Genomic DNA, 10,392 nt, shown 5'->3' with positions numbered 1-10,392 from the left:
GCCACGAAGAGCCCGAGCCCGCCGCCCAGCACCACGCCGGCGGCGGCCACCAGCTTGCGCATGGAGGGCTCCGGGAAGATGGGCGGCGCGGCGCGCTCCAGGATGCTGAAACCGGCGTCGTTGCGCAGCAGCGCCACACGCACCTCCGCCAGCCGGGCGGTGAGCTTGTCCGCCAGCTTCTTCGCCTCGCTCAGCTTGGCGGTGAGCTCCTGGTAGCCGGTGCGGGCAACGGTGAGGGCGTTGAGCTTGCCGCGGGCTTCGTCCAGGGTCTGCTTGATGGCCACCGACTGGGCCTCGATGACCTTGATGTCGTCTTCGCGCTGCCGGGCGCGCGTGGCGAGCTCTTCGCGCTTGGGATTGAGGCGGTATTCGTTCTCGGGTGCCACCTCGTCGTTGCTCTCCGCGATGAGCTGTTCCAGGGTCTCGATACGCTTCTGGATGCGCTTGATCTTGGGGTTTTCGTCCGTGTAGCGGGTGCGTGCCTCCTTCAGCTCCCACTGGTAGTCCGACAGCCGCTGCTTGAACGGGCTGCGGTAGCGGGCGATGGCGACCACCATCTCGGGCTCCTCGGCTATCTGCGCCTGGACGCGCTTCAGCGCCGCGCGCATGGCGCCAGCCTCGGCGGTCTTGGTGCGGTACTCGGCGTCGGCCTCCGAGACCTGGTTCACCAGCACCATGATTTGGTCGTCCATGCTGGCGATCTCATGCTTCTCTTCGAAGGCGAGCACGGCGGCGTTGGCCTGGTCGAGGGCGGCCCGGGCCTCGCGCAACTGGGTGCTGTAGTCGTTGAAGGTCTGCTCGGTGTCCTGGCGGCGGATGGCGGCGGCGTTTTCCAGGAACAGCTCGGCGACGGTGTTGGCGATGCGCGCGGCGGTCTGCGGGTCCTCCCAGGTGGCGCTGATGGAGAAGAGCTTGGAGTCGCGGCCGACGCCGACGTCGATGGCGCCGGCCATGGTCATGCGTAGCACCGAGACGCCCACCCGCTGCATGGTCTCATCCAGGGAACTCGGCAGCTTGATGGTGTCGATGAAGGTCTGGAGCGCGTAGTCCTGCGGCCGGTAGGGCGGCACGTCGCTCATCTGGAAGGGGTCCTGCTGGGTCTCGTTGATGAGGGTGACTGTCGCCTTCCATTTGTGCGGGAGGGACAGCGCCAGCAGCAGGAACAGGAGCGTCACGATGACGGCGATGGCGATGACGATCCACTTGCGCTGCCAGACGCCACGCACGAAGCGCATGATGTCGAGGCCGGGGCCGGCGGGCGCTGCTTCGGCCTCGTCGCCGAAGCCGGGCAGGGGCGGAAACGCGGGTGGCGGCGGCGGTGCCGCACCGTCGTCCTCGGACTCCCAGTCGGTCCCCTGGTCGGGCGCCCGGTCGGGCTCGGGCAGTGGACGGCGCGCTGGCACAAGCGGCCGGCGCCGCGGCTCGTCGATGTCGCCGACATCGCCGACGGGCTTGCTGTCGGGCAGGTCCCAGGCGCGCTCGCCCGCATCCGCTGTCTGGTCCGGGGCGGTCGGCGCCGAGTGCCGCTGCAAGCTGGCGTCGATGTCGAGCGGCTCGCTCACGCGAGGTCGTCCAGGCCGCCCCTCATTCCGCCATGGGCGGTGCCGTGCAGTGGGTCGTCCAGTATCTCCGGCAGGGCGCCGTGCCGGCGCAGGTCGTCCACGATGACGCCGACGGCCGCGGCGTCCAGCCGGCCGCGGCCCTGCGTCAGCAAGTGCTCCAGCGCCAGCTTGCAGAGGCGGTTGATCTCCCGCGGGATGCCGCGGCTGACCCGGTGTAGCAGGGCAACGGCAGCGGCGTCCACGGGTGGCTCGCCGACGAAGCCGGCGGCGGCGAGCCGATGACGCATGTAGTCGCCCGTCTCCGCTTCGGCGAGGGCGCCCAAGTGGAAGCGCAGGCTGACGCGCTGCTCCACTTGTGGCAGCCGGGCCAGGCGCTGGCGCAGTTCGGGCTGGCCGATGAGGATCAAGGTCAGGAAGTTCTGCCGCTCCGAGGCGATGTTGGTGAGCGCCTTCAACGCCTCCAGCGTCTCCAGGGAGAGCTGCTGCGCCTCGTCCACCAGCACGATCAGGTGCTTGTCCTGCGCCGCCACTTGCTCCGACAGGGTGCGCTTGAAGGCCGCGAGCCGGCTGTAGCGATCCGGCAGGTCGACGCTGTGCACGCGCGCCCCGCGCATCTGGCTCAGGATCTCCAGCAGCAGGCCGTCGAAGTCCAGCAGGCTGTTCTCCAGGTTGACCCGAACGTGCTCGGCGGCGGACAGCCGGGCGTAGAGCAGGGTGCGCAACAGGGTCTTGCCGGCGCCGATTTCGCCCGTCAGCAGCCCGATGCCCATGTTGCGGTCGTGCGCCAGGAACAACAGCCGCGACAACGCCTCCCGGTGCGCAGCGGACGGGAAGTAGAACCTGGTGTCGCGGGTGTTCTCGAACGCCGGCCGTGGCGGATTCCGCGCGCCGATGCGGCCGGGCTCGATACTGGCGTCCTCTGCGGGCACGGGCTGCGGGTTGGCGGCGGGATCTGCGGACATGGCGCGAACACGGCTAGCGATGCCTCAGTATATGTCAGACGTGCAGCACAATAAGGGAATCAGTTACCTATCCGTCAGTGGTTTGGCCGGTGCCGTCGGTCGCGCCGTGGTGCGCTCGGCGTAGCGGCACGGGACGGCACTGGCGCCGGCTGGCGCGCGGCCGGTTCAGGCGGTCAGCGCCGCCGTTGCCGATGCCAAGCGGCCGGTCCGCGATGGCCGCCATGCTCTGCATCGACGCCGGGTGAGGCAAAGTCGCGGCATAAGCCAGGGTCGTAGCCTGTCCAGCCAGGGGGTATCCCCGCAGGCTGGTCCGCTGATAAACCCTGCCTTGAATCTGCGCGAGGCCAAGATGCCAGCCGCGTGGAATTGTGGTCAATTGGAGACGTGTATCTACCGATTGCCCGAAAACGCTGCTGGACTAGTCTCAAAGCGTGGCCCGCAAGCTAGGGTGACCGTGGCGCCACGGCGTCATGAGGGGCCGACGGGGAGCCGTTGCGCTGCAATGGCCAGCGCACTGGCAACAAATAACAGGGCAATCCTGATCCAGGATATCGACCCGGGGGGAGACAACATGAAGACGCACCAAGACAAAGCCGTTTGGGAGCTCTGCCGTCAAGGTTTTCACGGTGTCGCAGCCGACGCCGAGGCGGCTTGGGAAAAGGGGGAGGATTTCCGGCTCAACGAGCCGCTGCCGCTGGCGCGGGAAATCATGGAGCTGATCCGCATCGCCAATTGGGAGTGCGCATCCCAATCCGCCTGAGGCGTCCCGTTGCGCGAGGCTGGGCCGCTCAGGGTTGGGCCGCTCAGGGTTGGGCCGCTCAGGGTTGGGCCGCTCAGGGTTGGGCGGATACGGGGCTGGTGCTGGCGGATGAGTCGGCGTCCTCGGGCGGCGGGTTGTTCATGAAGAAGGATACCCGTGCCGGGAGCGGCGGAATACGAATGAGCCGTTGTTGCTGCGCCTGCCCCGGATACAGCGGTACCGCCACCAGACTGATGGCGCGGTCGGTGCTGCCGAAGCCGATGCGATGGTGCATGGGGCTGTAACCGATGAAGGCGCCATTGAGATAAATGGCCGCCGGTGTCGGCTCGCTGTCGATGCGCACCCGGCGACTGGTCTCGCCGTCGCCGGCGGTGACCGATGTCGGGCGCCGCGGTGCGCAGTCTTGCCGGAAAGCGGAGCAGTCATCGCGGCGGGCCATTGGCCGCTGGAGCGTGCAGCCACCGCTCGTGACGAGGCTCGTGACGAGGCTGGCCGACAACAGCGTCGCCAACAGCATCCCGGCGGCTATCGGCGCGGGGCTGGCCATGGCGGCGCGTACGGGCGTGAGCGGTCTGCCGCCGTGGCCAGTGCGTCCAGCTCCGCCAACACCCCGGCGGCCGCCCGATCCCAGGTGAAGCTTTGGGCGCGTTCGAGGCCGCGTGCCACTACTCGCGCGTGCAGGCCCCGGTCCGACAGCAACCGCGCCACGGTGGTCGCGATGCCGGCGGAATCCGTCGGATCGAACAACAGTCCCGCATCGCCCACCACCTCCGGGATGCTGGCCGTGTCGGCGGCGCAGACCGGCGTGCCGGAGGCCATCGCTTCCAGCACCGGGATGCCGAAGCCCTCGAACAGTGACGGGAAGACGAAGGCATCCGCCTCCGCGTAGAGCGCCGGCAGCAGGTCGTTCGGCACGAAGCCCGGCAGCACTACGGCGTCGCCGAGGCTCAGCTCGGCAAGCCTGGCATCGATGGCCTCGGCACCGCTCCAGCGCCCGCCCGCGAGCACCAGGCGGTGGGGCAGGTCGCGGGCGCGACGCAGCGCGGCGAAGGCTTCTAGCAGACGCACGTGGTTTTTGCCCGGGTGTTCCAGGCGCGCGGTGTAGAGCAGATAAGGGCCTTCGATGCCTAAGCGCCGGCGCATGTCGGCGATGGCTTGCGGCGGCTGGTCGGGCCGGAAGCGGCTCAGGTCCGCGCCGTTGTGGATCACAGCAATGCGCGCGGGCTGCACCCGGGCGAAGGACTCGAGGTCGCGCCGCGTGGACTCGCTGACGGCGATGACCCGGTCCAGCCGGCGCATCATCGCCGGCAGCACGCGCATGATGTAGGCCATGCGCAGCGCGTCGTACTTTTGCGGCACGTGGAGCTGCGAGAAGTCATGTACGGTGCCGAGGCTCGGCACGCCGTAGCGCCAGGCCAGCCGGCGGTTGCCGGCGGGCATGAACACCAGCTCGCAGCCGTGCCGGTGCAGCTCGGGCGCCAGCCGCAGCAAGTGCCAGCCGATGCTGGCGATGGGGTGCGCGGTCCAGTTGGGATAAGCGGCCACCGTCAGATGCGGATGCCAGGACTGCACCCAATCGCGATCGCCCGCGCCGACGAGGGCGATGAATTCATGCCGGGGTGCGGTTTCCACCAGACGGCCGACGATGTTCGCCATGTACTGGCTGATGCCGGACTTGCCGCCGTCGCCGGCGAAGGCGGAGATGCCGATGCGCATGGGACTTCCGGGCGGTGTGTGCCGCTCTGGATGGGTTCAAGAACAACTGAAACGTCGCGGAGGGTGGATAAGCGAAGAGACCGTGAAAGTATTGCTCGCAACGCCGAAAACGAGCGCATCGTAGTCAGCTATTGATAAGGGGGAGCGCAGCGTAACCCGACCTACAGCGCATACTCTCACAGTCTCGAAGCGCATCCACCGCGGGCCAAGACGGCGGATGCGCTTCGCTTATTCGACCTACGATCCGGTCGCAGCTTGTTGCACTGCTACTAGTGCAGCGTTTCACCCAACTTTGCTTTCGTTGTCGTTGTCGTTGTCGTGGTCGTGTATCCGACCACGACCACGACCACGACCACGAGCAGAGACTTCGATCAGGTTCCTCGACTCCGGCCCCCACCCGGTTTGGCGCCCTGCAAAATTGCCTGAAACAGGGTACTAGTCCGCATCGTCCACCGCCTCCTGCAGGACCGCCGTGAGCTGGTCCAGAAAGGCGTCCGGGCGATAGCGCTCGCGCACCCGGGTCGCGGCCTGGGCACCAAACTGCGCGGCGAGCTCCGGCTCGGCCAGCAGCCGCGACAGGTGCGCCGCGAGCGCCTTGGTGTCGGCCTCGGGGGCCAGCAGGCCGGTGGCCTCGTGCTCCAGCCAGTCGGGGATGCCGCCCACCGCGAAGCCCACCACGGGCCGGCCGCGTGCCATGGCCTCGATGCCCACCATGCCGAACGGCTCCGGCCAGCGCGACGGCACCACCGTCATGGACGCGCGGGCGTAGTAACCGTCGAGCGCGGCGTGGTCCACCCAGCCGGTGAAGGTGACGCGGTGGGCAACGTCCAGCTTGATCGCCAGCGCCTTGCAGGCCTCGAGGTAGTTGCCGGTGCCGACGACGGTGGTATGCCAGTGACCCGGCACCTGCGCCAAGGCATGCAGCAGCAGGTCGACACCCTTGCCGCGGATGACCTGGCCGACGTAGAGCACCTCCGGCGAATGCGACGGCGGCTGCTGCTCGCAGCGGCCGAGCGCCTGCGGCACCGGCGGTACGATGCGGATGCGCTCCGCCGGCAGGCCGTTAATCGTGAGCTCGTCGCGCATCCAGCGGCTGCCGACGATGAAGCGCCGCACCTCGGCGTGTGCCGCGATGGCCGCCTTGACCCCGCCGACGCCCTTGAAGCCGATGGGCAGCCGGCCGTGACCGCGCTGCACGAAGCAGAGATGGCTGTAGCAGGCGCCGCCGGCGGGACGGTCGCAGACGCGGTTGCCGATGGGGAAATACTTGTGCCGGCGCAGGCAGACGAGGTCGTGGTCGTGCACCATGCGGGCTGTGGGCACCTGCGCCGCGAGCCGGGCAACGCGTGCCGCGTCCTCCACCTTGTGCAGCAGCAGCACGTCGGGGCGGAAGTTCGCCATCAGCGCCTCGTCGGTACCGCTGTCGGCGAAGGCCTGCAGGTAGTCCCGGCGTGGGGCGCGGTCGGCGTGCAGCAGACCCTGCGGGATGCCGCGCGCGCTCAGGCCCGCGGCGATGTCGTGCAGGATCTGCTCGACGCCGCCGTAGAAGCCGGCCCGCTGGTGGACGTGCAGGACGCGCATTCAGCCGGCGAGTCCGAGACGTTGCAGCATGTCGCCGATGTGGCTCACCAGGCGGTGCTCGCGGTAGTAGCTTACAAAACCCTCGCGCGCCTTGTCGGCGATGCGCCGGCGCTCGTCCTCATGCTCGAGATAGTAACGACACTGCTCCAGCATGTCGCTCATGTCCCATTTCAGTGGCACATAGGTCTCGCCGGGGAAGCAGACATCCGGTTCGGTCTTGATGTGCTCCAGCGACGGCTTCAGCAGTAGTGCACCGAAGTACATGGCCTCGTAGTCCTTCGGCGTATATTCGCACCAGCCGGATGGGGAGACGAAGATGCGGCTTTGGGACATTTCTCGATAGTATTCCGAGAACGACACCTTCGCCGTGGATGAAACCACCGCATAGTCGTCGGCGAGTTGGTTGAGCGTCTCGATGGTGGATTCCCGATGCTTGCGGGTCCAGCCGGCGTACAGGGTGGCCCTGCAGTAGATGTCGATGGACTTCCGCCTGCCGCGCAGGGCGTCCAACGTGGACTTGGCCTTGGCGGCCGCGAAGTTTTGCGGCTTGTCCTTGCCCAGCAGCACCAGGTCCGGCTTGCCCTCGGCGAGGTAGATCATGCGCTTCCACAGGCCAAAGTTCCAGCCGAGCATGAGCTTGTGCTCGTGCTCCGGCGGCAGCTCGGACTGGAACAGGTCGGTCCAGACCTCGGACAGGATGCTGTCCTCGGCCATGCCGGTCTGCACCAGGTACTCGATGAACTTGGAGCCGCCCAGGAAGCGCCGGCGATAGTCGTTCCAGTCCGTGTTCAGGTATTGCTTCAGGTAGAGGTCCAGGTGTGGCAGGACGCCGAAGTGCGGCGACTGGTTGCCGTCGCCGTAGTCGAAGTGGACGAGCTTCTGGTCCGGGCAGGTGCGGCGCAGCTCGCGGTAGAAGTCCGCGAGCTTGTGCCGGTCCGTATCCCAGGGCACGGAGATGACGATGAGCTCGCCGCGGAAGGCGCGGGCGTCCACGAGCTTCTGCTGCAAGCTGTCGGAGACGATCTCGCGGCTCGTGAGGCCGAAGCGCGACGCGAGATCGTCCCGATAATGGATGAACGGATACAGCGACCCATGACCGAAGCCGGTGTTGGACAGAATCAGGGCCTGCATCGCGTCCTCCGTTATGGTTGTTCTGCGGGGAGGGATGTGCGGAAATCCCTGCTGTGCCAATGGTAGCCAAAGGGACGTTCTGCCGCCACGCGCCCGGCGCCGGCCGGGACGCGTCGCTCTGACCCTCGAGCCCGACTCCAACGATGACGTTGCCGCCGGAAATCTTCCCGGAGCCCATCAGCTTCAAGCAGATCGTCTTCGTCGTGATGACGATCGGCTACTTCGCCGTGGCGATCCCCGCGGCCATCAAGTTCCCGTGGGTGGAGAAGGTCTGCATCTTCGGCATCCTGTTCATGGCCATCAACCCGGTGGACGTGACCTTCTTCAGCTACACCCACTACCGCGGCGACATCCGCGGCATCGAGTTCGGTGTCGTGGACTGGATGATCATCACCATGATCATCACCATGCAGTTCGCGCCGCGCTGGAAGCGGCGCAAGCTGCACTACCGCAGCCCCAACGAGGTACTGCTGTGGGCGTACTTCGCCTGGTGCACGGCCTCCATCGCCTGGGCCATGGTGCCGCAGTTCTCGTTCTTCGGCGTCACCCGGCTGATCCGGGCCTATGCGCTGTTCTGGGTGGCCTACAACTACATCCGCGACGAGGAGGACCTGCGCTTCGTCGTCAACTGCGTCGTCGGGCTGACCATCTACAGCTTCGTCCAGGTGCTGCTCGACAAGTACCAGCGCGGGGTGTTTCCGCCGCGCGGCTCGTTCGACCACCAGAACTCGCTGGTGACCTTCCAGAACGTCATGAACTTCATCGTCTTTGCGATGTTGATGGGGGACAACGACAAGCTCTTCGACCGCCGCAACCTCATCTATTGGGTGGCGCTGGGGGCGGGCTCGCTCACCAGCGTCGCCACCCTGTCCCGGGGCGGTATGGTCACCATGGTGATGGGCTATGCGCTGATGACGCCGATCCTGCTGTGGCTGAAGCAGCCCGGCAAGAAGCGGGGCAAGAAGCTCGCCGCGCTGGGGCTCATGCTCCTTGCCACGCTGCCGATCCTGGTGGTGATCCTGCCGCCCATCATCGATCGCTTCGAGCACGCGCCCAAGGAGTCCGCCGAGGCGCGGGACGTGTTCAACGAGGTGGCACGCGAGATGGGCAACACCCATGTGCTCGGCATCGGGCTCAACAACTACTCCTTCGGCAGCGGATTCATGGAGCAATACCGCGACCAGCTCCCGCCCATCGACCAGGGCGGCCTCGCGCACAACATCTACTGGCTGCACTTTGCGGAGCTGGGCTTCGTCGGGCGCTCGCTGTGGGTGTTGCTGATGCTTGGCTTCATCGTCGTGCTGCTGCGCTTCATCCTGAAGCGGCGCGACAGCCTGGAGCGGATCTTCGCGGTGGGGCTGCTCGCCGGCTTCGTCATCGCCATGCTGATCGGCAAGCTGGAGTGGAATTTTCGCCAGACCCAGCTCACGTTCACCTATCTCATGATGGCCGGCTTCGCCAGCTCGCTGGCGCGGGTGGAGGCGGAGCGATTGCAGGCGGCGCGGCAGCGCAAGCAGCAGATGCTGGCGCTGGCGGCCTACGCCCGGCAGCAGGCCATGGGCGGTGGTGCCCAAGCCGCACCGGCTATGCCGCAGCGCCCCGGCCGGCACGGGGGCCGCGGGCGGCGATCAGCTCGTGGTAGAGGTCGAGCAGCCGGGCGCTGATGGCGCGCCAGTCGTAGTCGCGGCGCGCCTTGTTGCGGCCGGCCGCGCCGAGGCTGCGCGCCAGTCCGCTGTCGTCCAGCACCCGGCGGAGCTGCTTGGCCAGGGCCTCGGCGTCGCCCGGCTCCGCATGCAGGATGTCCGCGCCGTCCTCGGTGAAGGAAGGGATGCCGCCCACGCGCGAGGCCACCACCGGCAGCCCAGCAGCCCAGGCCTCCAGGATGACGATACCGAAGGGCTCGTGCAGCGACGGCAGGCAGAAGACCTCGGCGGCGTGGAAGGCGCCGGTGAGCAGCGGGTCATCGGCGCGGAGCCCTGGAATCATGGTCACGCGCTCGCCGACGCCGAGCTCCGTGACGCGGGTCTGGAGCTTGTCGTGGTAGCTCGCCACGGTCACCGGGCCGAGCAGCACCAGGTGCAGGTCCGGCTGGCTCGGGAGCAGTCGTGCCAGCGCCTCCACCAGGGTGATCTGGTTCTTCTGGTAGTCGATGCGGCTGACGCAGAGCAGCAGGCGGCGCTCCGGCGGGATGCCGTAAGCGTGGCGGAAGGCATCGCCGTCTCCCGTGGCGAAGGCGTCGCAGTCGACGCCGTTCGGCATCAGCTCCACGCGTTGGCCCGGCAGGCGCTCGCGCGCTGCGGCGAGCTCGTCGCCGCCGACGCAGAGCACCGCATCGGCATCCTCCAGCACCCGCCGTGAGCCCATGGCCATGCCGAACAGCCGGCCCCATTCCACGGTGCGTTGGATGGGTGCCAGCATCTGGCTCATCTCGCCCGCGGGCACCACGAAGTGCCCGCCGTGCAGTGTGATCACGTATGGGATGCCGCGCAGCCTGGCTGCCGTGCGCACCGCCGCACCCAGCCGCTTGCCGCTGTGGGCGTGTAGCAGGCTCACGCCGGGCTCACGCAACAGCGCCCAGAACAAAGACAGCGACAACAGGTTGCCGCCCTTCTTGTCCATGTCGCGGCGGTTGGCGTCGGTGAGCCCCCAGAACGGGTAGCTATACGCAAAGCGGCGCACC

General features: G+C 67.6%; 9 protein-coding genes. 2 read left to right on the top strand and 7 right to left on the bottom strand.

The features are described 5' to 3' along the window. Both LJE69_RS14145 and LJE69_RS14140 read right to left on the bottom strand, forming a co-directional pair. On the bottom strand, positions 1–1,562 hold a 1,562-nt coding region (locus LJE69_RS14145), incomplete at its 3' end, for a Wzz/FepE/Etk N-terminal domain-containing protein (protein WP_296926133.1). Beyond that, complete coding sequence (locus LJE69_RS14140; RefSeq protein ID WP_296926131.1) at positions 1,559–2,524, bottom strand: AAA family ATPase; 966 nt, start codon at positions 2,522–2,524, stop codon at positions 1,559–1,561. The genes LJE69_RS14140 and LJE69_RS14145, both read right to left, overlap by 4 nt. Before the next feature lie 502 nt (positions 2,525–3,026). Here LJE69_RS14140 and LJE69_RS14135 point away from each other — a divergent pair. Next, positions 3,027–3,284, top strand: coding sequence for a hypothetical protein (locus LJE69_RS14135; protein WP_296926129.1), 258 nt, complete (start codon positions 3,027–3,029; stop codon positions 3,282–3,284). Between the two features lie 73 nt (positions 3,285–3,357). On the opposite strand, the gene LJE69_RS14130 is transcribed toward LJE69_RS14135, so the two are convergent. The 4 genes from LJE69_RS14130 to LJE69_RS14115 all read right to left on the bottom strand — a co-directional run bounded on the left by LJE69_RS14130 (position 3,358) and on the right by LJE69_RS14115 (position 7,712). Next, positions 3,358–3,831: a hypothetical protein gene (locus LJE69_RS14130; RefSeq protein WP_296926127.1), complete on the bottom strand. Its 474-nt coding sequence runs from the start codon at positions 3,829–3,831 to the stop codon at positions 3,358–3,360. Then, positions 3,810–5,000, bottom strand: a complete 1,191-nt coding sequence (locus LJE69_RS14125) for a glycosyltransferase family 1 protein (RefSeq protein WP_296926125.1) — start codon at positions 4,998–5,000, stop codon at positions 3,810–3,812. Before LJE69_RS14125 ends, LJE69_RS14130 begins: the two co-directional genes overlap by 22 nt. Positions 5,001–5,435: 435 nt before the next feature. Next, positions 5,436–6,581, bottom strand: a complete 1,146-nt coding sequence (locus tag LJE69_RS14120; RefSeq protein WP_296926123.1) for a glycosyltransferase family 4 protein — start codon at positions 6,579–6,581, stop codon at positions 5,436–5,438. After that, on the bottom strand, positions 6,582–7,712 hold the full coding sequence (locus LJE69_RS14115) for a glycosyltransferase (protein ID WP_296926121.1): 1,131 nt from the start codon (positions 7,710–7,712) through the stop codon (positions 6,582–6,584). It abuts the gene before it with no gap. 143 nt (positions 7,713–7,855) lie between these two features. On the opposite strand from LJE69_RS14115, the gene LJE69_RS14110 reads away from it, so the two are divergent. Then, complete coding sequence (locus LJE69_RS14110; protein WP_296926118.1) at positions 7,856–9,376, top strand: O-antigen ligase; 1,521 nt, start codon at positions 7,856–7,858, stop codon at positions 9,374–9,376. On the opposite strand, the gene LJE69_RS14105 is transcribed toward LJE69_RS14110, so the two are convergent. After that, positions 9,297–10,392 (bottom strand): glycosyltransferase family 4 protein (locus tag LJE69_RS14105; RefSeq protein ID WP_296926116.1); only part of this gene is annotated, 1,096 nt, incomplete at its 5' end. The genes LJE69_RS14110 and LJE69_RS14105 overlap by 80 nt on opposite strands.

The sequence above is a fragment of the Thiohalocapsa sp. genome (assembly GCF_022340605.1).
GTDB lineage: Bacteria > Pseudomonadota > Gammaproteobacteria > Chromatiales > Chromatiaceae > Thiohalocapsa.
The sequence above is the reverse complement of the archived record's forward strand: the minus strand, read 5'-3'. Positions and strand labels throughout refer to the sequence as shown.

Excerpts from the sequence above, each read along its gene's own strand:
- LJE69_RS14120 (WP_296926123.1), bottom strand. The coding sequence starts at position 6,581 with ATGCGCGTCCTGCACGTCCACCAGCGGGCCGGCTTCTACGGCGGCGTC.
- LJE69_RS14125 (WP_296926125.1), bottom strand. The coding sequence starts at position 5,000 with ATGCGCATCGGCATCTCCGCCTTCGCCGGCGACGGCGGCAAGTCCGGC.
- LJE69_RS14110 (WP_296926118.1), top strand. The coding sequence starts at position 7,856 with ATGACGTTGCCGCCGGAAATCTTCCCGGAGCCCATCAGCTTCAAGCAG.
- LJE69_RS14130 (WP_296926127.1), bottom strand. The coding sequence starts at position 3,831 with ATGGCCAGCCCCGCGCCGATAGCCGCCGGGATGCTGTTGGCGACGCTG.
- LJE69_RS14135 (WP_296926129.1), top strand. The coding sequence starts at position 3,027 with ATGGCCAGCGCACTGGCAACAAATAACAGGGCAATCCTGATCCAGGAT.
- LJE69_RS14115 (WP_296926121.1), bottom strand. The coding sequence starts at position 7,712 with ATGCAGGCCCTGATTCTGTCCAACACCGGCTTCGGTCATGGGTCGCTG.
- LJE69_RS14140 (WP_296926131.1), bottom strand. The coding sequence starts at position 2,524 with ATGTCCGCAGATCCCGCCGCCAACCCGCAGCCCGTGCCCGCAGAGGAC.